The following is a 21,668-nucleotide window of genomic DNA, read 5'->3' on the forward strand; positions in this document are numbered from 1 at the left end:
TATGACAGCCCAATCGGACTGGGGCAAGGCTGCGCTGTGCTACATCACGCGGCTCTGGTATAAAGGTGAACGGCGCTTGCTTTGGTCCACCCTCCTCGCAGTCAGATTTCCTATCATGTTACGATAATGTCAAAACATGTGGAAAAGTGCGAAGTTAAGCGAAAACCGAAGCCTTCTTCAAATGCCCATAGGCTTCTATCACGCTTTGCAGCGCGCTTTCGTGGGTGCGGTCGCCGCCATTATGGTCGGGATGATAGCGGCGCAGCAATTGCGTGTAGCGGGTGCGCAGCGCCTTGCGATCGGCGTCGATCTCCAGCCCCATCAGCGATAGCGCCTTGCGATCCTCGACCGACAGGAATTTGCCGTCCTGTCGCACCTGTGCGTCGGCTCGCGCCTTGGCCATGCGCTCTTTGAACTTCGCCCCGATCGCATCGAGCGGATCGACGAAATCGGCCCATTTGGGCGAGGGACTATGCGCATTGGCGGAAAAGGCGCGCGTCTCCCGTTCCCACCCGGCATAGGGGCGCTGCGCCGCGGCGATCTCGTCGGGGGTCATGCCGGTGAAGAAATTATAGCCTTGGTTGAACGCCTTGACATGATCCAGGCAGAACCAGCGCCAGCGCGGTCCTTCCTCGCCCGGTCGCGCGCTCCCTTCCGCCGGTGGCGCGCGGAATTCGCCCGGTTCGGGGCATCCTGGCGCGGCGCAGGGGCGGTCGCCTTCCACCCGGCCATGAAAACGGTTGAAACGACGTGTCGAGAAAGGATCGGTAGACAAGGAAGTCCTGATGCAAGTGGCGGCAAAGCAGCCTATATAGGGGATATGACTACCGACCTCAAAGGCCCCGTTGCCATAGAAATCGAGGCGCGGCTGCGCGCCGCCCTGTCGCCGGACCATCTCGTCGTCATCGACGACAGCGAAAAACATCGCGGCCATGCCGGCCATGACGGATCGGGGGAAAGCCATTTCACGGTGGAGATCGTGTCGGATCGCTTCGCCGGCCAGACCCGCGTCGCACGCCAGCGACTGGTCAACGCCGCACTCGCCGACCTGCTGGCGGAAAAGGTCCACGCCCTAGCCATCAAGGCGCGCGCGCCCGAAGATGCATGAGACTTTAGGTCGCGCCGCGGCGTTCTCCCTGCTTCGTGCAAGCAAGGAGCGCCGTCCGTCATGGCCTATGATTTCTGGTACTGGCCCACTATCCCCGGCCGAGGCGAGTTCGTCCGCCTGACGCTGGAAGCTTGTGGCATCCCCTATCGCGACCGCGCGCGGGAGGAGGGTGCCGACGCGCTGATCACCGACATGGCGGGTCATGCGCGCGGCCCCGCCTTCGCGCCGCCCTATCTTGGCGTTGATGGGTCCACCATCGCTCAGACCGCCAACATCCTGTTCTACTTGTCCGAACGGCATGAATGCGGCCCGTCCGGTATGAAAAGCCGCTATTGGCTTTCTCAGCTTCAACTTACCATCATGGACTTTGTGGCGGAAGCGCATGATGTCCATCACCCGATCGGCGTCGATATCTATTATGAGGATCAGAAGCCGGAATCGCTGCGCCGCGCGCATGGCTTTCGCGGACAGCGCATCCCCAAATTTTTCGACTATTTCGAACATGCCCTGAAATCTGAAGCCGGCCACTGGCTGGCGGGCGCGCGGTGGAGCTACGCCGACCTGTCGCTGTTCCATCTGGTCGCAGGCTTGCGCTATGCTTTTCCCCTGCGCATGGCGACGCTGATGCCCGGCTATCCAGAACTCGGCGCGCTGCACGACAGGGTTGTGGCGCTGCCCGAATTGCAGGACTATCTATCCAGCGACCGGCGGTTGCCCTTCAGCCAGGAGGATGTCTTCCGCCATTATCCCGAACTGGACGCCCCATGACCGCAGACGATCTCATCCTCCAGACGATCACCCCCACCAGTCACAATCTGGGCGATTTCCGGGTGCATCGCTCCCTCCCGGTCAAGGGCCGCACCATGGTCGGTCCCTTCATCTTCTTCGACCAGGCAGGACCGGCGAAGATCGGCGCGGGCCATGGCGTGGACGTCCGCCCGCACCCGCATATCAACCTCGCCACTGTCACCTATATGTATGAGGGCGCCTTCCTCCACCGCGATTCGCTCGGCACCGAGCAGTTGATCGAAGCGGGGGCGGTCAATCTGATGACTGCGGGCAAGGGCATCGTCCATTCGGAGCGTTCGCCCGATGCGGACCGGGCCAAGGAATCGAAGCTGTCCGCGATCCAGACCTGGCTCGCCTTGCCCGACCGTTATGAGGAGATGGACCCGGCGTTCGAGCATGTGGGCGAGGGCGGGATGCCCGTGATCGATGACGGCCATGTCCGCGCCCGCGTCATCATGGGATCGCTCTGGGGCGAAACGTCGCCGGTCACGACCTATGCCCAGACCATCTATGCCGATATCCAGCTATCGCCGGGCGGCCGCATCGCCATCGATCCGTCCGCCGACGAGCGCGCCATTTACGTCTCTGGCGGCGACGCCATGCTCGACGGCCTGATGCTCGTGCCGCAGACGCTCTACGTCCTGCGGCCCGGCGCGTCGGCGACCGTGATGAGCGTCGATGGCGGCCGGGTGGTGCTATGCGGCGGCGAAGCTTTCACCTCGCCCCGCCATGTCTGGTGGAATTTCGTGTCGTCCAGCCAGGACCGGCTGATGCAGGCGCGCGAAGATTGGGAGGCGATGCGCTTCCCACTCATCCCCGGCGACGACCAGGAATTTATTCCCATTCCGCAGGGCCGCCCGAAAACGGTCAGCTATCCCTGAACAGCAAAGGGGCGGGCCGGCCCCGTTCGTTTCGAGCGACGTCGAGAAACTTTCGCGCTACATGGCCTTACTGAACAAAGGTCAGCGACAGATTTTCGGCATTTTTGGGAATATCGATCCGACTTTCATTGATCGACGCTTCTTCGCCGGGCTTCAGCCGGCTCTTGTCCGCCTTGGTGGTCCAGCTGAACACCAGTCGATTCTGCCGGTCGCGTAATTGCACCAGCACCGGCGGCACCGGCAGCGCCTGCGCGCCGCTGTTCACGATCCGCGCGCCGAAGGCGAAATATTCTTCTCCGGTCGGCAGCTTGCGCCGTTCGGCGGGCTTGGACAGGTAGAAGAGCAGGTCCGGGTCGCCCTCTTCGCCGGCAAGTCCCATCGACACCATCCAGGCGGGCGGTCCGAAATAGACGAACGCCCCGCCCGCCGCCGCGACGACCAGACAAAAGCCTATGGCGGCATAGGTCCACAGCTTGAGCGGATTGCGCCGCGCCTTGAAAGGCGGCGCAGGGATGAAGCGGCTCTCCTCGACCGGATCGGCCGGCGCGCCGGCATAGATGTCGTCGAACCGATTGTCCGCCGGAGCCGCGATCGGCGGCGCTTCTTCCGCCGCGGGCGCGTCCTCTGCCGTGGCAGGCGCAACCGCCGCCATGTCGGGATCGGGGACTGGGAACGGTGTCGCATCGACAGGCGGTGGCGGTGAAGGGGCCGGCGCTGGCGCGACAACGGGCGCGGCGATCGGCACAGGCGGGGTATCCCGCTCCGGCAGGGCCGCCGATTCCTGGAACCAGCTATGTTTGCACGCGGCGCACCGGACCTGGCGGCCGCTCGTACCGACCGCACTGTCCGGCACGACATAGCGCGTCGCGCAATTGGGGCACACCAGGATCATGATGCTTCATAGGCATGGCAGGGACTCGCGCGCAAGCGGTCAACGACGGCCGGTGCAAATCGACCGCGACTCGCGGCGATATGCGGCGTGGGCTTTACGGCGGGCGGGCCGCTGTGCCATGGCTGACGCTTCGATACGTAGGGAGCGCCACGGCGCGAAATTTCAAGACATGTCGGCCATCGTCCAGTTCGAAAATGTCGGCCTGCGCTATGGTCTGGACAGCGAGACGCTTTCCGACGTCAGTTTCTCGCTTGCCGGCGGCGGCTTCTATTTTCTGACCGGCGCATCGGGCGCGGGAAAGACTTCGCTGCTCAAATTGCTCTACCTCGCCCAGCGGCCCAGCCGCGGCGTCATCCGCCTGTTCGGCGAAGATGTGGTCACGCTGCCGCGCAAACGCCTGCCCGGCTTTCGCCGCCGCATCGGCGTGGTGTTCCAGGATTTCCGGCTCGTCCCCCATCTGTCCGCCTATGACAATATCGCCCTGCCGCTGCGGGTGTCGGGGATGGAAGAAGGGGAGATCGACGCCCCCGTGGTGGAGATGCTGAACTGGGTCGGGCTGGGCGATCGTGGCCAGGCGCGCCCCGCCACCCTGTCGGGCGGGGAGCAGCAGCGCGTCGCCATCGCCCGCGCAGTGATCGGCCGCCCGGAGATACTGGTCGCGGACGAACCGACCGGCAACGTCGACGCCGACATGGCGCGTCGCCTCATGACCCTGTTCGAAGCGCTCAATCGCCTTGGCACCACCATCGTCGTCGCCACCCATGACCTGCCGCTGATCGCGCAGGTGTCGGGCGCACAGATGATGCGGCTCGACAAAGGGCGGCTTGCCGACCCGACGGGCACGCTCCGCTATCCGCCCAATTCGCAAGGCCGCGCCTGATGGCCACCCGTGTCGATCGCCGGGCCGCCGCGGCCGCGCGCCATCGCTTGTTACCCGGCGGCCGACTGGCGGGACCGATGCCCTGGATCATCGCGATCATGATGTTTCTGACCGTGCTCGCCGCGGCCGCCGCCCTTGGCCTGGGCGCCGCTGTCCGGTCGATGAGCGCCGACCTTGCCGGCCGCGCCAGCGTGCAGGTGGTGGAGGCGGACGGGCAGGCGCGCGACCTGCTCGCCGCCCGCACCTTGCGGGCGTTGCGCGGGGCTGATGGCGTCCGCGCCGCCGATCCGGTCGATCCGGCCAAGCTGGCCGATCAGTTGCGCCCCTGGCTCGGCGACGCGGCGAGCAGCGGCGACCTGCCGGTGCCGGCGCTGATCGACGTCATGCTGACCCCCGGCGATGCCGACGCCAAGCTAGATCGGCTGCGCCGACTGCTCGGCGGCCTGTCGCCCAAGCTGCGGATCGAACCCCATGCCGTCTTCCTCCTGCCGCTCGCCGGACTGCTGACGGCGCTTGGCTGGCTCGCCGCCGGGATCGTCTTGCTGATGATCCTGGCGACCGGCGCGGTGGTGGTGCTGGCGGCGCGGGGCGCGCATGACAGCCATCGCGGCACGATCGACGTGCTGCATCTGATGGGGTCGACCGACGTGCAGATCGCCCGCCTGTTCCAGCGCCGCATCGGCCTCGACGCGCTGATGGGCGGGGCGCTCGGTTTTTCCTTCGCCGCGCTGGTCATCCTACTGATCGGCCTGCGGCTGTCGGCGACTGGATCGGACGTCGTCGGCGCGGTCAGTCTCGACCCGCGGGGCTGGCTGCTGCTGGCGGCGCTGCCGATTTTCGGCGTCATATTGGCGACTCTCACGGCGCGCTGGACCGTGCTGCGCGCGCTGGGCCGGGCGCTGTGATCGTCCGCTTCCTGGCGGTCGCGCTGCTGGCCTGGATGCTGGGCTTCGTCTGGTTCGCGGTTCTTTTGCCCCAGCCGCTCGATGGCCGCCGGACCGACGCCATCGTCGTGCTGACCGGCGGCGCGGGCCGCATCGATCGCGGCATCGCGCTGTTGCAGGGCGGCGCGGCCCAGCGGATGCTGATCTCCGGTGTCGACCGATCCGTCCGCCCGGTCGAACTGGCGGCGGAATATAGGACGCCCGAAGCGCTGTTCAGCTGCTGCATCACGCTGGGCCGAGAGGCGATCGACACCCGCTCCAACGGTCTGGAAACCGCGCGCTGGCTGAAACGGCGCGATTACAAGACCGTGCGTCTCATCACCACCGACTGGCATATGCGCCGCGCCGCGCTGGAACTGCGCCAGGCGTTGCCGGAGGGCAAAGTCTCGATCGTCTATGACGCCGTGCCCAGCCGCCCCAGCCTTTCCATTTTGGCGCGCGAATATAATAAATATCTCCTCCGTCGCATCGCCGCGTTGATCGGCATCTGAAAGACATCCATGCTGACCGCGCTGCGCTCTCTCCTTTTCATGCTGGCTTTCTACGTCGGCAGTCTGTTCTTCGTGCTGGCGGCGATGGCGCTGGGGTCTCTCACGCCGAACATGGTGCAGCGGATCGCGGCGGGCTGGAGTCGCTACCACCGCTGGTGCGCGCGCTGGCTGTTGGGCCAGACGGTGCGGGTGGAAGGAAATCTGCCGCGCGGCCCTTATCTCTATATCATCAAGCATGAATCGATGTTCGAGACGATCGACGTGCTGTGCCTGCTTGATAGTCCCGCGGTTGGCGCCAAACGGGAATTGTTCGACATTCCGCTCTGGGGCCGGATCGCGCGATTATACGGTTTGATTCCTGTCGAACGGGCGGCTGGGGCGAGCGCACTGCGCGTCCTTCGGGCGGCGGCGAAAGACCGGATCGCGCAGGGGCGGCCGATCTGCCTCTTTCCCGAAGGCACCCGCGTCCCCCATGGCGAAGCGCCGCCGCTGCGGGCTGGATTTGCAGGCCTTTACAGCCTGCTCGGCCTGCCGGTCGTGCCGATCGCCATCGACAGCGGGCGGGTGTCGCCGCGCGGCAAATTCCTCAAACGATCGGGCGTCATCACCTATAAGGTGGGGCAGATCGTGCCCATCGGCCTCGATCGCAGGGAGGCCGAGCGGCAGGTCCATGCCGCGATCAACGCGCTGAACCCGCCGTCCGCCCTGGATCAGTGAGAGCGGCCGAAGTCGGGCTTGGCGTCGTCCTGGCCCTGTTCGATGATCGACCGGCGGATCGCGCGGGTGCGGGTGAAGAGATTGAACAGCGCGTCGCCGTCATTCCAGCGGATCGCCCGCTGCAAGGCTGACAAATCCTCCGAAAAGCGCTGGAGCATTTCCAGCACCGCATCCTTGTTCGCCAGGAACACGTCGCGCCACATGGTCGGATCGGACGCCGCGATCCGGGTGAAGTCGCGGAAACCACCGGCCGAATATTTGATGACTTCGGACTGGGTGACATTTTCCAGGTCGCTGGCGGTGCCGACGATGGTGTAGGCGATCAGATGGGGCAGATGGCTAGTCACCGCCAGCACCAGATCGTGATGCGCCGGGTCCATCGTCTCGACGTCCGCGCCGACCCGCCGCCACAGCTCGGATATCCGCTCCACCGCCGCCGGATCGGCATCGGCGGGCGGTGTGACGATGCACCAGCGGCCCTTGAACAGGGTGGCGAAGCCGGCCTCCGGGCCGCTATTTTCGGTGCCTGCAACCGGATGGGCCGGGATGATCGTCCGCCCCGGCAAGGCAGCGTTCAACTGCGTCAGGACGTCGGCTTTGCAGGAGCCGACGTCGCTGATGATCGCGTCGGTGGGCAGGTCATCGGCGATCTCCGCCGCCGCCGCGCCCATGGCGCGGACCGGCACGCACAAAACGACCAGATCGGCGTCCGTCACCGAAGCGCCCGCCGTATCGGTCACATCGTCGCACAGGTCGATCCGCCGGGCGATGTCCCGCACCGCCGGGTCGGCGTCATGGCCGGTGACGCGCACGGTCGGCATGTCCGCCCGGATCGCGCGGGCGAGCGAGGAGCCGATCAGCCCCAGGCCGATGATCGTGACGCGGGCGAAGGGCAGCATCGCGTCAGGCCGCTTCCGCCATGGCGCGCAGCTTGGCCGCGACGGCGCGGGTCTGCGCCTTGGTGCCGATGGTGATGCGCAGGCCGTTGGGCAGGCCCTGTCCGGGCAACCAGCGGGTGGCATAGCCTTCGTCCCACAGCCCCTTCATCGCCGCTTCGGCGGTCAGCTTGCCGTCGAACAGGATCAGCAGGAAATTGGTCTTGCTCGGCACGACGCGCAGGCCGTGGTTGGACAGGGCCGCAACCTCACCCGCCAGCCATTCGCGCCAGCGGGCGGTGTGGGTCCGGCTGAAGGCGACCCATTCGGCGTCGTTGATCGCGGCGACGGCAGCGGCCTGGCCGGCGGTCGTGACGTTGAACGGCGCGCGTATGCGGTGGAGGATGTCGATCACGTCCGCACTGGCATAGCCCCAGCCGATCCGTTCGGCCGCCAGGCCGTGGATTTTGGAGAAGGTGCGGGTGACGAAGATATTGGACGCGGTCCTGGCCAGTTCGAGGCCGCCATCATCCTCTTCCGCGTCCAGATATTCGGCATAGGCCTGGTCGAGGACGAACAGGATATCGGGCCGCAGCCCGGCGTGGAGGCGGGCGATCTCTTCGCGGCTGGTCATGGTGCCGGTCGGATTATTGGGGTTGGCGAGGAAGACCACCCTGGTCTTGTCCGTCACCGCGGCGAGCAGCGCATCGACGTCGGTGGCGTAATCCTTGTCCGGCGCGATCACCGGGGTCGCGCCGACGCGCCGCGCGGCTATGTCGTAGACGGCAAAGCCATAGCGGACATAGAGAATCTCGTCGCCCGGCCCGGCATAGGCGGAGGCGGCGATATGGAGCAGTTCGTCGGAGCCGGTGCCGTAGATGATCCGTTCGGGATCAAGCCCATGGACCGCACCGATCGCCTCGCGCAGGCTCGTCGCGCCCGGATCGGGATAGGTGGCCAGGTCGGCGGTGGCGGCGACGAGGGCGGCGCGCGCGGCGGCGCCAGTGCCCAGCGGATTTTCATTGGCCGACAGCTTGATCAGCGGGCGGCCGTCATCGGTGGCGGACTTGCCCGGCACATAGGCGGAGATGCCGAGAATCCAGTCCTTGGGCGCAGGTTTAGCAGCGGGGTTCGCAAGTGTGTCTGTCATGGTGCGCGGCTTTAGCGGCTTCCGCGCCAAAGGCAAAGTAGCAGGCCATTGTGCTTTTTTGGCGCGACGGCCGAAGTTCACACCGTCGTCGGGCTTTTCCGGCGAAAAGCTATCGCGAAGCCTCTGCGAAGCTTCGCCCAAATCACGCCAGGGTAACGAATGGGTCACACCAGCGCGCCTGTTGCGCGTCTGTGAACTGTCTCGACGCCCTCAATCGTCCAACCAGCCGGATAGTATCTCGCCCTTATGCCCGTCGGGCGCCAGCGCCGCGCGCAAAGCGTCCAGCAGCGGCGGCAGTGCCTGCGTGAAGGCGTAGGGCGGGTTGACGATAAATAGGCCCGCCCCGTTATAGATGCCGGGTTGCTCGCTATCATAGAGCCAATGCTCCACCAGCAGCAATTTCGGGATGCCGAGCTTGCGCAACTGCTGCTTCCACTTCCAATGCGTGGCGTGGTCTTTCAGCGGATACCAGAGCACCGTCACGCCATGCGCCCATTTGCGATGAGCCGCGGCGAGGGTGGCGGTGATGCGCGCGCGTTCGTCCGTCTGCTCATAGGGCGGGTCGACCACCACCACGCCGCGCGCGGTGCGGGGCGGCACCATAGCCAGCCACAGTTCGTAGGCGTCGCGTTCATGCACCGCCGCGCTGGCGCCCCGCATCACGCCGCGCAGGGTGTAAGCGTCTTTCGGGTGCTTCTCGTTGAGGATCAGGACATCCTGCGGGCGCAAAAGCTGCGCCAGAAGCCGCGGCGAGCCGGGGTAAAGCCGCGGTTCGTTCCCCAGATTCACCGCCTGCACAGCGGCGCGATAGTCGTCCAGCAAGGGATTCGGGTCGGCAAAGGCCCGCAGCACGCCCTGCGTAGCCTCGCCAGTGCGTTGGGCTTGGTCGCCGCCAAGGTCGTACAGTCCGCAGCCGGCATGGGTGTCGATCAGCGTGAGCGCGCCCGGCTTGTGCTGCAAGGCCCGCACCAAGGCGATCAGGAGGCTGTGCTTGACGACATCGGCGCTATTGCCGGCATGGAAGGAATGGCGATAATTCATTGTGATTCAGATCCTGACGCCCTGCCTTTACGAGCTACTGGGCCTTCTGCAAAGCGAAGCGATGGCAGCGCCGATATGGGCCGGAAGCGGACCTGGGATGGCCATTCCAGCTTGCCCCATAGCCGTGTCTCTCAGGCAGCGACAGAAGGAGGCGAGCCGTCAGATGCTATACGTTTTACCGCTCCGATTGACAGGGCGCGGCCGCGGTCCTAGCGCCGCTCAGATCATGGCCAGCGTTCCCATCAGCGAAGACAGCCGGTTCGGCCTGCGGCGGCAGGCCCGCCTGACCACCCCGTTGAACCTGTCCAGCGGCGCGCGGCTGGGGCCGGTCGACATCGCCTATGAAACCTATGGCGCGATGAATACGGACAAGTCCAACGTCATCCTGATCTGCCATGCGCTGACCGGCGACCAATATGTGGCGTCCGACCATCCCGTTACGGGGAAGCCCGGCTGGTGGTGGCGGCTGGTGGGGGCGGGCAAGCCGGTCGATCCGGCCCGCCATTTCATCATCTGTTCCAACGTCATCGGCAGTTGTATGGGATCGAGCGGCCCGGCCAGCATCGATCCGGCGACGGGCGACCCCCACGCCATGCGATTCCCGGTGCTGACCATCGCCGACATGGTGCGGGCGCAGGCGGCGTTGCTCGACCATCTGGGGGTGGAGCGGCTGAGCGCGGTGATCGGCGGTTCTATGGGCGGGATGCAGGCGCTGACCTGGCCCACGCTGTTCCCCGACCGGGTCGAAAGCTGCATCGTGATCGCCTCGACCGCGCGGCACAGTGCGCAGAATATCGCCTTTCACGAGGTCGGGCGGCAGGCGATCATGGCCGATCCGCACTGGCGCGGCGGCGACTATTATGCCGATGGGCAGGTGCCGAGCGCCGGGCTGGCGGTCGCGCGCATGGCGGCGCACATCACTTACCTGTCCGAAGCAGGGCTGACCGAGAAATTCGGGCGGCGCTTGCAGGGGCGCGACACGAAGACATTCGGGTTCGACGCCGATTTCCAGGTAGAAAGCTATTTGCGGCATCAGGGGCTGAGCTTCGTCGATCGGTTCGACGCCAACTCCTATCTCTACATTACGCGCGCGATGGATTATTATGATATTGCCGACGATCATGGCGGGTCGCTGGCCAAGGCGTTCACCGCCAGCAAGGCGCGCTTCTGCCTCGTCAGTTTCGATACCGACTGGCTCTATCCCACCACCGAATCGCGGATCATCGTCCATGCGCTCAATGCGTCGGGGGCGCAGGCCAGTTTCGTCGAACTCTCCAGTCCGTTCGGGCATGATGCCTTCCTGCTGGAATGTCCCGAACTCAACCGGGTGGTGGACGGGTTCCTGAAGGGCGGCCGGGCATGAGCGAGGCGTTGCGGCCGGACCTGGCCCTGATCGCGCGCACCGTGCGGCGGGGCGCGCGGCTGCTGGACGTGGGCTGCGGCGACGGCGCGCTGATGGCGGCGCTGCGCGACAATGCCCAAGTCGATGCGCGCGGGTTGGAGATTGACGGGTCCAACGTCGCGGCGGCGGTGGGGCGCGGCCTGTCGGTGGTGCAGGGCGATGCCGACACCGACCTTGGCTATTATCCCGACGCCAGCTTCGACTATGCGATATTGAGCCAGACGCTGCAGACGACGCGGCGACCTGACCTGGTGGTGGAGGAATTGCTGCGCATCGGCCGTCAGGCGTTCGTTTCCTTCCCCAATTTCGCGCATTGGCGCGGTCGGATTTCGCTGCTCTGGGGCGGGCGGATGCCAGTGACGCGGCTGTTGCCCGACACCTGGTATGATACGCTCAACATCCATCATGTGACGGTCGACGATTTCCGCGCGCTGGTGAAGGAGCGGGGCTGGACCATCGATGGCCAATGGTTCCTGAAGGGCGACAGGGAAACCACCCACGCCAACGCCAACCTGTTCGCCGAACATGCGGTGTTTTTGTTGCGCAAATAACTTAACGGCCGGCTTCCGTCAGACGCAGGCCGAAGGAGGCTGTTCGGCCGCGCGGCGTATGGCGCTGAAAATGCGTCAGTCCCGACGTGAGGGCGGCGGCGTAGACCGGGCGGTCGGGCGATTTGCGCCCGCTGGCCTTGAGCACCGCATCGACGTCCACCGGCTTGTCGAAGGCCACGCCGAAATGGCGGTCCGCGGTCCATACCACCCGGCCCGGCATCTCCGTTTCGCCGCGTGTGACGACGATTCGGGCGCCGACGCCCGGCGATTTGCCCTGAATGCGCGCGCCCCCCACCGAGATGTCCCGGATGCGCACGACCTGTGTCGCGGAAAGCGGTTCGCCCAGATTGAGATGCGCGTCGATGAAGACGTTGGCGCGCTTGGCGCGCGGGGGCAGGTCCATGGTCCTTCTCGCATGATGTTCACCATGGGAAAGAGTCCCCAACATGGCCAGTGGTTGCAGGGCGCGCGCCGATCCGGGCCGCCGATGCGACGGACGGCGTATTTGTGGGCGTTGCGGACAGGTTTCCTTTTCCACGGCGGCGCGCGACGCTTTTCGACAAGCGCGAACCGAACGCGGATGGGCAAGCGTGATGACCGACCGAACATCTTCCTCCGCCTATGTTGGCGTCGCCAAGGCGATCAACCGCGCGTCTTTGCATATGGATGTCATGGGCCAGCAGTTTGATCTTGCGCCAGTCGACAAAGGCCTTGGCCTTGCCGATGGTCACAAGCCGTTTGCGCACCGGCTCCGCGACATCCTCACCGTCGCCAGACGCGCAGCGCCGAGCGCTTCCAAGTTGGCAAGGGTGAGTGTTTTGGGTGAGGGCATGGCCGGATATTTCGGTGTCAGGGGCGGGTCGTCAAGGGGGTGTTGTCATCGTCGGCCATCGCCATGGCAGTAACCAAGTCTGCTTGAGCGGACTCAACGAACGGCGACTGGGGTGAGGGCCGGATAGGCTTGGCGCCGTCAATGCTAACATACTCGGTGGACTTGTGCCCTCTTTGCACCCCTGCCAGCGTCCGATCTCTCAAAAAGGGCGTTGCGTCATGAAACGATTCGCACATTCCGTGGACGGGCAACCCGAAGAGACATGGGAACCGCTGTCCCATCATCTCGCGGCAGTGGGGAAAAGCGCCGCATCCTTTGCGGACCTGTTCGGCGCATCGCCGATCGCGCTGGCGATGGGGCTTTTGCACGACATCGGCAAGCAGTCTGAGCCTTATCAACATTACATCCGCCGACCGCGTAACGCCGGCGGGCCGAAGGGGCCGGATCACAGCACGGCGGGAGCCAAGGAAGCAGTGACCGCCTATGGCAAATATCTCGGTACGCTAATGGCATTTGGCATCGCGGGCCATCATGGCGGCCTGATGGATGGATCGGGGCATGAGGGCAGCACCTTGCCCACACGCCTCGTCAAGACCATCGAGCATTATCAAGGCTGGGCGGACCATGTTACGGGCCTGCCCGCGATGGAGGCCATGAAACCCGCTATTATGGGCCTGAAACCCAATGCCGTGGACCGGGCCTTCACCACCACCTTTCTGACGCGAATGCTCTTTTCCTGCTTGGTCGATGCCGATTTTCTGGAAACGGAAGCCTTTTACGCGCAGTCTCTTGGCGAAAATCGCCCCATGCGCGGGGGCATCCTCACTCCTCAGCATCGCGCGCTTGTCCAAGCCTATATGGCGCGACACCGCCGCGACGACACGCCGGTCAACCGACTGCGATCGGACATTCTGGACCATGCCAACGGCAAAGCCGCCCTGCCGCCGGGCCTCTTCACCCTCACGGTTCCGACCGGCGGCGGCAAGACGCTGACCTCGCTCAGCTTTGCGATGGAACATGCCGCCGCGCATGACCTGCGGCGGATCATCTATGTGATTCCGTTTACCTCGATCATCGAACAGACCGCGCAGATATTCCGCGAGCATGTCGAACTGGGCGATGCCGTGCTGGAGCATCATGCCAGCTTTGATTGGGACCAGCGCCGCCCCGTATCCGGCGCGGATGAGGAGGAGGAAGGCGCGCAAGGCCTCGCCAAACTACGCCGCGACGCCGAGAATTGGGACGCGCCGATCGTCGTGACCACCGCGGTCCAGTTCTTCGAAAGCCTGTTCGCCGCACGCACCAGCCAGGCGCGCAAGCTGCATAACCTGGCCAAGAGCGTCATCATATTGGACGAAGCGCAGTCGATGCCCGTGCACCTGCTGCGCCCCTGCATGGCCGCGATCGACGAGCTGGCGCGCAATTATGGCGCCACCGTGATCCTGTGCACCGCGACCCAACCCGCGCTGCGCGTGCAGGACGAAGCCTTGCCGCAAACCGATGCGATGAAGAAGGCGGGGCAGTGGGAAGGCCTCGACATCCCGGAGGATCGCGAACTCGCGCCCAATCCTCAGGCGCTCTATGACCAGCTCAAGCGGGTCGATGTCGAATGGCGGCGCGAACCCGTCAGCGACGCGGACATCGCCGCCCGCTTTGCCAAGCAGCCCCAGATGCTGTGCATCGTCAACAGCCGCGCCCATGCCCGCGACCTGTTCGACGCGATCCGGGGGCAGGAGGGGGCGGTCCACCTCACGACCCTGATGTGCGCGAAGCATCGCCGGGACGTTCTGGAAAAACTGCGCGGCGATCTGGCGATGGGAAAGCCGGTACGGCTTATCGCCACCAGCCTGATCGAGGCGGGGGTGGACATCAGCTTCCCCGAAGTGTGGCGCGCGGCGGCGGGCCTGTCGAGCATCGCGCAGGCGGCGTGGATCGAAACACCTATGTCATGACCGGCAACGAAACCGCCATCGGTCGCCTCCCACACGGAGGCGTGGATCGAAACTACGACAGCAGCAGTAGGATCGACCGACGGAAGATGTCGCCTCCCACGCGGAGGCGTGGATCGAAACCTCCAGACGCGCGATGGAGAGCCGATCCTTGCCAGTCAAGCGGAGGACCGGAGGCCCGCTGCTATTTGCAAGCGAAGCGGCCGCGAGGAGCCGGAACGGCGGGGAAATAGGAGTGGGGCGATGGTTTTGCGGGGCGCACGAGACGCTGCCAGGTCAACGCACTTCACCCGGCCAGTGGCCGCAAGGGCAGCAGGACCCAAGGCCATGGCGACTGGCCCATCCGTTAGCAGTCGGCGCGTCATGGCGAGGATGGTGGGTTCGGCCCGATGCGGCGCTCGATAGCAGCTTTCCCATCGGCGAAGCGGGCGCCATGCCCGTCCGTCTTCTCCCGGTCCTGCCTGCCGGGCGGATTGAGCCGCACGCGCGGGTTCGCACGATGGCGATATGGCTCGTCCATGCGGCCCCCGCTGCGTTCGCCCGCTCTGGCGCTGCGCCTGCCTGCCCTCCCGGCGCGTCGGTCCCCACGGCCGCAACGGCGACGATGCACTCTGTCAACGATAGCGATAATTTTCGTCTCGGACGCTGGGAACGTATCCCGCGTTTCTGTCATAAGCAGGCGCGTCTCGCCGCCGCGCCGAATCGGAGGCGGACCAGCCTAACGCCGCGCCCTCGTCTCGCGTGCGCGAGACGAGGGCGCGGACGATTTTCAGGCCACGAACCGCAATGGGGGAACGCGGAAATTTGCCGCCGCGAAATAGGCCATGATGGCCTCATAGCTGCCGAGCCTCTCGACCCGGTCCATGGTGATGACGACGTCATCATCTTCGTCGGCAGCATAGAGGCTGGCTTCACCCGTCCCGGTGAAGACGGCGCGTTCCGGGCCGAACTGCGCCGCGCTGCCGCCCGACCAGCGGGCGAATGGCAGATCATGGGCGACACAGAAGCCCTCCAGCCTGTCGACCCGGCCCCAGGCCACCTCATGAGCATAGATTAAGAGCGGCCCATCGGCAGGAAAGTCGTCGGCTGTGAAGGGTTCTGCGTCATAATCGAGGGCCAGACCCTCGCTTTGAACGATGGCAAGAAGATCGTCGCGCAGGGCAGCGGACAGATCGCCGCCGAGCGTGATGGAAAGCGAAACCCGAACGACCATGATGAAACTCCCAAAAGGCGCGCCGCCGCCGGAACGGAGGCGGCGCGCAGATTTTTCGATTGCGGACGGCAAACGGGCGGCGGCGCAGCGCCGCCCGCAGGAACAGATCAGGCGGCAAGGCGCTCGATCCCTTCCTCCCGGTCGTTCGGCAGCGGAACGACGTTGCCCGGTGCGCCCGGATCGGGCTGGGGGGCATCATGCCCCTGCATGGCCGCTTCGACCCGCGCATGGGCGGACACCGTTCCGACCCCGCCCCGTTGCGAATAGGCCGATGGCGGGAACTGCATCCAGCGCGGCACCCAGCGATCCTTCTTGTCGCGTCCGTTGGTGCCGTCGAGCGCATCGCGCACGATGATCTTCAACGTCTTGGCCTTCTCGCCCGCATTGGCGGTCGCGATGGCCGGGTCGGTGACGTCCGCGACCAGATGCCCCAATATCTCGCGGTCGCGCACAGAGGGAAAAAAAGGCATCGTCCGCCTGCCAATAGTCCGCCATGTCGACGTTGATATGAAGGCCGACCGCATCGACGGCTGCGCTTCCGCTGGCGAGGCTTTCGCCCATGACGATGGCGATCACATCCATCACCTGGGCATCGTCGAGGTCGAGCAGGCGCAGGAAGACCGCGACAAGACCGATATCGGGACCCAAACCGTCGCCCTCGCCGCCGATGACCGTCGGTTCTTCCGCGTCGAAGCCCAGCAGGGCCAGCACCTTGCGCCGCATATGGTCGAAATCCGCCTCTCCCGGCGCATTTTCGATGCTTTGCGCGACAAGGTCGTTGCGGCTCGTCTGTGGCTCGATGCGGATCGCCCAGAGGCTGGACCCGACGATGGCATGGGCCACTATGAGGCGCAGCGCGACGGCGGGATGACCGGTCAGGGCCGCGCGAACGGCGGCATGGCGATGGAGGCAGAGATAGGTCTGCATGGTCGAGGTGATTTCGGGGCGGGCGACCTTGCTCCCCGAACCGCTGGCCTGTCCCTTGGCGATCCGCTCGGCTTCCTTGCGGCTCAGATAGCCCTCATGGAAGGTGACTTCGCCTGTGCCACGTACATCGACATAGATGCGCCCGCCATGGCGCTTGCTGGCCTTCACATATTCCCAGGTCGAGAAATGCTCGGCGGGCGGCACGATCAAGACATCGTTCCAGCCCTCGTCCAGATAGGCTTCGCGCCGGGCGCGGATCGCGGCGTCCTGCGCGGCCCAGAAGGCAGTGGGATCGGCAAAATAGCTGTCCTCGCCGAACAGGTCGGCAATGACCGACAGGCCGCTCGCCTCAATGTCGAACAGCGCATGGCGGGTGCCGATGGACTGGCCGCCCGTCAGCCATGCCTTCAACTGATGGCCAACCGGCACATAGGCGTTCTCGTCGTCCAGCAGGGCAAGCCATGATCTTTGCTGGCTCTTGGACGCGAGAGTCAAATGGCGGACGGTCGCCCGGTCGATCTCGTCTTTGGCATAGAGGCGGCGGATGCGGGGCAGAAGATTGCCCAGCGCCAGCACCCGGCGCACGGTGAGTTCGGGCAGGCCGAAGGTCGCAGCGATGTCGTCGGTCCTGCGGCCTTCCTTCACCAGCCGGGTGAAGCTTTCCCACTGGGTCACCTCATCGGCATCGCGCCGGGCCATATTTTCGATCATCGAGGCTTCGACCGCATCGGCGTCGTCCCCATCTTCAAGTATGGCGCAGGGCAGCGAGGCGATTTCACTGTCAGCCTCGCCCATGGCGCGCTTTGCTTCCGCGACGATCAAAGCGGCGTGAAAGCGGCGGGAACCGGCAATGATTTCAAACGCGCCGGGCGCACAGTTTGGTCGGACGATGACCGGCTGGATCACGCCCCGCTGGCGCACGGTCGGCAATATGTCCGACACATCGGGAACGCTCTTGGAAAAGCGCATATTGGCCTTGCTGACACAAAGCTTGTCGAGCGGATAAAATCGAGTTTCATGGGTATCACTCCTTGTGAGTGCCGGTCCGTCATTCTTTTTCCGAGTTGGGCGGACCGGCTTTGGCAAAGCGGCGTTACGCGACGCGCGTCATCCTGCCGTCCCGTGGGTGGGATCGGTCGGAAGGTCGGGACCCGCGCCGCTCTTGGCGCGGATCAAAAGCTGCTCGGCATGGATGATAGAACCGGCGCGGCGCGCGGTATCGGCCCAACGGGACAGGGGATGTTGGCTGTAGAAACCCTCGTCCCGCTCGATCCGCATTCCATAGGGCAGGCGGACGCTCTGGACTTCCATCAGCGAGAAGACGCCCATTTCCGGGCAGCCGAACCCAAGATCGGCGAGGCCGAACAGGGTATCGTCATCGCCATAGAATTCGGTCGCCAGCCATGTGCCTGCGCCCAGCGGGTTGAAGAATTTGACGACCGGGACCGGATCGAAGCGCATGTCCTGCGCCTGCGCGGCGGCGCTGCTTATGGCATTGGCGCGCAGGGCATAGCGAAGGTCTGGGGTCAGGAGGATCATGCCGCCCTCCGTTCCAGAGCGGCGCAGGCCTGTGCCGAAACCAAAGCGCCGTTTTCGTCACCGGCCGTCATGTCGATTTCGATGTCGAGGTCTTCGCTTGCCTCGCGATGCCGGGACAAGAGCCAGTCCGCCGCCTTGCTGGCTGCGCCCGCCGCGCGGAAGATGGCGCGATTATCCTCGCGCAGCACCTCCAGCCAAGAGCCGATATAGTCGGCATGGCGAACGGTCGGGATGATGCCGAGCGCGGCGCAGAGGAAAGCCGATCCCATTTCCGCGATCAGTTCCTCGCGGGCATAGTCCTTGGAGCCAAAGTCGTTCTTAAGATTGCGGTCGAGGCGCGAGGGATGGCCGGTCGCGTGGGTCAGTTCGTGCAGGCAGGTCCGGTAATAGTTGATCTGCTCATAGAATGCGGGCTGGGGCGGCACCTGCACCACGTCCAGCGAGGGCATGTAGGAAGCCTTGTCTCCGCCAATACGGAAATCCACGCCGCTGGCTGCAATCACAGACTCGGCTAGGGGCACGATTTCGCGTTCGGCCAAGGGGGCGGGTTCTGCGGCAAGGCCGGGCCGAAGCCCTTCGCATTGCGACACGTTGAAGACGGTAAAGCGTTTGAGGAAAGCGACCGACTTGGCGTCTTCGCCGGTAGTTCTCGCCTTTTCCTTCTCCGCTTCGGGAGTGAAGCGGTCAGCATAGACGACGGTCGTGCCCTTCTCGCCCTTGGATACGCATCCGCCTGCATCCCGCGCCTGCTTGAAGGTCACCCAGCTTTGGGAAGGATAGTCCTTTTCGATGGCTGCGCCCCACAGGATCAGGATATTGACGCCCGAATACTCCCGCGTCCTGGGAGAGGCTCTACAAAAGCGGCGCCATGCGAGGCAGCATGGCGACTGCACATGCGGATCGCGAGATCCGCAGCGCGCCAGCGATCGTTACCGCCAGGACCAGACCCATGGGGGCTGGGTGCTGCTGAAAGAGGCGGCAGCATAGAGCGCGACCGGCTCCGCCGGGGCGTCATTACCCGATGTCACTATTCGCAGAAGCACGGGCTTGGGCAGATCATGATAGACATTGCTTCAGCCGGTCGTGAACCGCGCGGATCGAAGCGGGTAACATGATCGAGACCCGAAGAGACCCGTTGCATTGGCAATTGCAGGCAGCGGCATAGAGCGCGACCGGCCATCGGGGGGCGTCATCATTTCATGAAATACGGCGATACGCTGTATCGCATTGGCGCGCTTACGAGCGTTCGCGCGCTGCGGGAAGACGAGAAAGTTCGTGTTCGGATCTGGTTGATTTGAGCTCCAAGCCGCTCCCCGAACAATTGTGCGCAACCATTCTCGCGCTGTTTTCAAGCAAAATATATGCCGGTGCCGGCGTCTTGCTAATGATCGGCGGCTTGATCGTCGCAACCTGAAAATGAATCATATAGCCTCAGAGGCTGGCAAGCCATCCTCGATCGACTTTCCGGGCTGACGCTGACTGAGCGCCCGCACTGCAGCCAAAGCATCACTGCATTCAAAAGTCGCAATCTGGCGAAATCATGCTAGCTAGACGAAATCGGCACGGATCCAGATTAATCGGCGATCATGCTATTGGCGATCTACATCGATCGGATTCAACCCGATCATTCGACGAATTAAGACACCTGTCTGATCGGCCAATTCCTCAGGCGTTACCGGACCCTCGGGATCGAACCACCATCCAGCGCGATCCGCCAGTTCATGCACGGCATACGCGCGGCTGTACCGTTCGATCTCGTCATCCGGGCCAACGATTTCGTCAAGAAGCTCACGTATAATGGCAATATACTCGGCGATCGCGGCCGTAAATCGCGCGCGTTCCTGATCTTCCATTACGCGTTGCATGAATGCGGGGTTTACGAGGGCATCAAACGCCTTGGCCATCGGCTGCTGCGACGCAGCCCAGATCGTATGCCTGCGCAGAATGCCGAACAGCAGCGCTTCCGGCGTATCGCCCGACTGACCGCTTATCAGATGATAGAAAAAGTCGCTAAGTATGTGATCAACTGCGGCGACGAGTATTTCGCGTTTGGAACTGTAATGATTATAGATTGCAGGGGCCCCGAGGCCGACTTCTTTTGCCAAGTCGCGTACTGAGCAGGCATCATAACCCATTTCGGCAAAAAGCTTTACGGCTTCCCGAAGAAGACGCCCCCTGGTGCCGCCATCTAGCATCACAAGATCGCGATTACGCAGGCCGGCTAATTCGAATCGCTCCAGGTAGTGGTCCGCAGTTCCCCGAGGGGATGTGTCCTGCCGGAATTCCGTCGCGTTCCGCTTCGACGCTTTCTTTGCAACAGCTGCCATAGGATATCCCACCAGTTCGTGACCGTTTCGCAACCAAACATCTTGCGAAAGCCAAGCATCAATCATCTGGTTCTCGTTGCCCATATTAGCGACAGGCCGTCAAGTGCTGCAAACAAGCGTACGTTAACGGCCGATTGCAAAATAACGCAGCATAAAGTTGCAAGTCATTGAAAATGAATAAAATATATCATGAATTCTGTAAGGTTAAGGGTGGACTCTCCAGTCCGCTTGACGAAGGTCGAATCAATTGATAGCAAGAATATGAATGAGCGGTCGTTCATACGAAGGAGGTTGGCATATGTCACAGGGCGAAAGAGCCGGGCGTTTGGACGGCAAGGTTGCAATCGTGACCGGCGCTGGCACGGGAATTGGCCGCGCGACTGCGGTCGCTTTCGCCCGGGAAGGCGCGAAGGTGGTGATTTCGACCAGCCGGAACATGGATGCCCTGCTCGAAACCCAGGCCCTGGCGGGCGGCGAGTCCAACGTTATTGCGATCAAAGCCGACTCGTCGATAGCAGTCGACGCAAAATCACTGGTGGACACGGCAGTCTCCAACTTCGGAAAGCTGGACATACTCTGCAACAACGCGGGTATCGTGACTGACGCTCTCATCATCGACATGAGCGAGGAGGAATGGGACCGCGTCATCGACGTCAATCTCAAGGGCACCTTTCTGACTACCAAATATGCCCTGCCCGAAATGATGCGGGCGGGCGGTGGGTCGATCGTCAATATCGGATCTATCAACAGCTTCATCGGCGAGCCTCTTCATGCCCATTATTGCGCGTCGAAGGGCGGCGTCCTGATGTTCACCAAAACGATTGCGCTTGAACATGCGAAGGACAAGATTCGGGCCAATTGCGTTTGCCCCGGCTGGATCGATACGCCGATGAACTGGGAGTATATAGCGACGCTTGGTGGGCCGGAAGAGGTGGACAGGATCGTCTCCGCGAGCCAGCCGCTCGGGATGGGTCAGCCGGAGCAGGTCGCTGCTGCGGTTCTTTTTCTGGCTTCGGATGAATCCAGCCTTGTCACGGGAACGGACCTGCTGGTCGATGGCGGCTTCACCGCTCAATAAATTCAACATCTTCAGAAACGGATCGCAATGGGGCGCCCGATAGTCAGCCCAAATCGTCCGCGCATCACAAGAAAGGTTTGTA

The 21,668-nt window shown here is 63.9% G+C and carries 23 protein-coding genes and 1 pseudogene; 11 read left to right on the plus strand and 13 right to left on the minus strand.

Translation table 11 applies throughout. The annotated features are described in order from the left end of the window. Window positions 1-154: 154 nt before the first annotated feature. Window positions 155-775, minus strand: a complete 621-nt coding sequence (locus tag V473_RS00430; protein WP_066599144.1) for a J domain-containing protein — start codon at window positions 773-775, stop codon at window positions 155-157. A gap of 45 nt (window positions 776-820) precedes the next feature. Here V473_RS00430 and V473_RS00435 point away from each other — a divergent pair, with 45 nt between their 5' ends. Genes V473_RS00435 through V473_RS00445 form a run of 3 tightly spaced genes read left to right on the plus strand, consistent with a single transcriptional unit; the run spans window position 821 to window position 2,778 of the window. Further along, window positions 821-1,108: a BolA family protein gene (locus V473_RS00435; RefSeq protein WP_066599146.1), complete on the plus strand. Its 288-nt coding sequence runs from the start codon at window positions 821-823 to the stop codon at window positions 1,106-1,108. Window positions 1,109-1,168: 60 nt separating this feature from the next. Then, entirely contained in the window at window positions 1,169-1,876 is a 708-nt protein-coding gene (locus tag V473_RS00440; protein ID WP_066599149.1) for a glutathione S-transferase, read from the plus strand. Further along, window positions 1,873-2,778, plus strand: a complete 906-nt coding sequence (locus tag V473_RS00445) for a pirin family protein (protein ID WP_066599152.1) — start codon at window positions 1,873-1,875, stop codon at window positions 2,776-2,778. Before V473_RS00440 ends, V473_RS00445 begins: the two co-directional genes overlap by 4 nt. A 67-nt stretch (window positions 2,779-2,845) precedes the next feature. Here the strand turns inward: V473_RS00445 and V473_RS00450 are convergent, their stop codons facing one another. After that, window positions 2,846-3,670 carry a zinc-ribbon domain-containing protein gene (locus tag V473_RS00450; protein ID WP_066599155.1) on the minus strand — a complete coding sequence of 275 codons (825 nt, stop codon included), beginning with the start codon at window positions 3,668-3,670 and terminating at the stop codon, window positions 2,846-2,848. Window positions 3,671-3,839: 169 nt separating this feature from the next. Here V473_RS00450 and ftsE point away from each other — a divergent pair, with 169 nt between their 5' ends. The 4 genes from ftsE to V473_RS00470 are packed head-to-tail and all read left to right on the plus strand — an operon-like array spanning window position 3,840 to window position 6,702. Then, a complete protein-coding gene (gene ftsE / locus V473_RS00455; protein WP_066599158.1) occupies window positions 3,840-4,550 on the plus strand; it encodes a cell division ATP-binding protein FtsE in 711 nt (236 codons plus the stop codon). Beyond that, complete coding sequence (locus V473_RS00460) at window positions 4,550-5,455, plus strand: cell division protein FtsX (RefSeq protein WP_066599161.1); 906 nt, start codon at window positions 4,550-4,552, stop codon at window positions 5,453-5,455. The genes ftsE and V473_RS00460 overlap by 1 nt, the downstream gene beginning before the upstream one ends. Further along, window positions 5,452-5,985 carry a YdcF family protein gene (locus tag V473_RS00465; protein ID WP_066599163.1) on the plus strand — a complete coding sequence of 178 codons (534 nt, stop codon included), beginning with the start codon at window positions 5,452-5,454 and terminating at the stop codon, window positions 5,983-5,985. The genes V473_RS00460 and V473_RS00465 overlap by 4 nt, the downstream gene beginning before the upstream one ends. A gap of 9 nt (window positions 5,986-5,994) precedes the next feature. Further along, a complete protein-coding gene (locus V473_RS00470) occupies window positions 5,995-6,702 on the plus strand; it encodes a lysophospholipid acyltransferase family protein (protein ID WP_066599166.1) in 708 nt (235 codons plus the stop codon). Here V473_RS00470 and V473_RS00475 read toward each other — a convergent pair. From V473_RS00475 to V473_RS00485, 3 genes are all read right to left on the minus strand, one after another. Further along, window positions 6,696-7,601: a prephenate/arogenate dehydrogenase family protein gene (locus V473_RS00475; protein ID WP_066599168.1), complete on the minus strand. Its 906-nt coding sequence runs from the start codon at window positions 7,599-7,601 to the stop codon at window positions 6,696-6,698. The genes V473_RS00470 and V473_RS00475 overlap by 7 nt on opposite strands. 4 nt (window positions 7,602-7,605) lie before the next feature. After that, window positions 7,606-8,727 carry a pyridoxal phosphate-dependent aminotransferase gene (locus V473_RS00480; RefSeq protein WP_066599171.1) on the minus strand — a complete coding sequence of 374 codons (1,122 nt, stop codon included), beginning with the start codon at window positions 8,725-8,727 and terminating at the stop codon, window positions 7,606-7,608. A gap of 210 nt (window positions 8,728-8,937) precedes the next feature. Next, the gene (locus V473_RS00485; RefSeq protein ID WP_066599174.1) at window positions 8,938-9,768 is read right to left on the minus strand and encodes a 23S rRNA (adenine(2030)-N(6))-methyltransferase RlmJ; all 831 of its coding nucleotides are present in this window, start codon (window positions 9,766-9,768) and stop codon (window positions 8,938-8,940) included. Between the two features lie 226 nt (window positions 9,769-9,994). On the opposite strand from V473_RS00485, the gene metX reads away from it, so the two are divergent. Together metX and metW are read left to right on the plus strand one after the other, a co-directional pair. Next, window positions 9,995-11,131: a homoserine O-acetyltransferase MetX gene (gene metX / locus V473_RS00490; RefSeq protein ID WP_066604775.1), complete on the plus strand. Its 1,137-nt coding sequence runs from the start codon at window positions 9,995-9,997 to the stop codon at window positions 11,129-11,131. Continuing rightward, window positions 11,128-11,721 carry a methionine biosynthesis protein MetW gene (gene metW, locus V473_RS00495; protein ID WP_066599182.1) on the plus strand — a complete coding sequence of 198 codons (594 nt, stop codon included), beginning with the start codon at window positions 11,128-11,130 and terminating at the stop codon, window positions 11,719-11,721. The genes metX and metW overlap by 4 nt, the downstream gene beginning before the upstream one ends. A gap of 1 nt (window position 11,722) precedes the next feature. Here the strand turns inward: metW and V473_RS00500 are convergent, their stop codons facing one another. Together V473_RS00500 and V473_RS23905 are read right to left on the minus strand one after the other, a co-directional pair. Next, the gene (locus V473_RS00500) at window positions 11,723-12,124 is read right to left on the minus strand and encodes a PilZ domain-containing protein (protein WP_066599188.1); all 402 of its coding nucleotides are present in this window, start codon (window positions 12,122-12,124) and stop codon (window positions 11,723-11,725) included. A gap of 19 nt (window positions 12,125-12,143) precedes the next feature. Then, window positions 12,144-12,563: a DUF6880 family protein gene (locus V473_RS23905; RefSeq protein WP_330219416.1), complete on the minus strand. Its 420-nt coding sequence runs from the start codon at window positions 12,561-12,563 to the stop codon at window positions 12,144-12,146. 208 nt (window positions 12,564-12,771) lie between these two features. Here V473_RS23905 and V473_RS00510 point away from each other — a divergent pair, with 208 nt between their 5' ends. Then, window positions 12,772-14,505, plus strand: a complete 1,734-nt coding sequence (locus V473_RS00510) for a CRISPR-associated endonuclease Cas3'' (protein ID WP_082678929.1) — start codon at window positions 12,772-12,774, stop codon at window positions 14,503-14,505. A 358-nt stretch (window positions 14,506-14,863) separates the two neighbouring features. Here the strand turns inward: V473_RS00510 and V473_RS23910 are convergent, their stop codons facing one another. From V473_RS23910 to V473_RS00535, 6 genes and pseudogenes are all read right to left on the minus strand, one after another. After that, window positions 14,864-15,022: a hypothetical protein gene (locus tag V473_RS23910; protein ID WP_169793896.1), complete on the minus strand. Its 159-nt coding sequence runs from the start codon at window positions 15,020-15,022 to the stop codon at window positions 14,864-14,866. A 249-nt stretch (window positions 15,023-15,271) separates the two neighbouring features. Then, window positions 15,272-15,715, minus strand: coding sequence for a hypothetical protein (locus V473_RS00515; protein WP_066604777.1), 444 nt, complete (start codon window positions 15,713-15,715; stop codon window positions 15,272-15,274). A 195-nt stretch (window positions 15,716-15,910) separates the two neighbouring features. Further along, window positions 15,911-17,611 carry a ParB/RepB/Spo0J family partition protein gene (locus V473_RS00520; RefSeq protein WP_244884319.1) on the minus strand — a complete coding sequence of 567 codons (1,701 nt, stop codon included), beginning with the start codon at window positions 17,609-17,611 and terminating at the stop codon, window positions 15,911-15,913. 138 nt (window positions 17,612-17,749) lie between these two features. After that, on the minus strand, window positions 17,750-18,181 hold the full coding sequence (locus tag V473_RS00525; protein WP_066599199.1) for a DUF2958 domain-containing protein: 432 nt from the start codon (window positions 18,179-18,181) through the stop codon (window positions 17,750-17,752). Then, window positions 18,178-19,017, minus strand: a pseudogene (locus V473_RS00530) (ArdC family protein); the annotation flags it as partial. The pseudogene V473_RS00530 and the gene V473_RS00525, both read right to left, overlap by 4 nt. A gap of 753 nt (window positions 19,018-19,770) precedes the next feature. Then, window positions 19,771-20,592 carry a TetR/AcrR family transcriptional regulator gene (locus V473_RS00535; RefSeq protein ID WP_066599202.1) on the minus strand — a complete coding sequence of 274 codons (822 nt, stop codon included), beginning with the start codon at window positions 20,590-20,592 and terminating at the stop codon, window positions 19,771-19,773. Between the two features lie 214 nt (window positions 20,593-20,806). Between V473_RS00535 and V473_RS00540 the strand changes: the two genes are divergently transcribed. After that, window positions 20,807-21,586, plus strand: coding sequence for an SDR family NAD(P)-dependent oxidoreductase (locus tag V473_RS00540; RefSeq protein ID WP_169793897.1), 780 nt, complete (start codon window positions 20,807-20,809; stop codon window positions 21,584-21,586). The last annotated feature ends 82 nt before the right edge of the window (window positions 21,587-21,668 follow it).

Origin of the sequence: Sphingobium cupriresistens LL01 (genome assembly GCF_001046645.1) — a bacterium.
Taxonomy (GTDB): Bacteria; Pseudomonadota; Alphaproteobacteria; order Sphingomonadales; family Sphingomonadaceae; genus Sphingobium; species Sphingobium cupriresistens.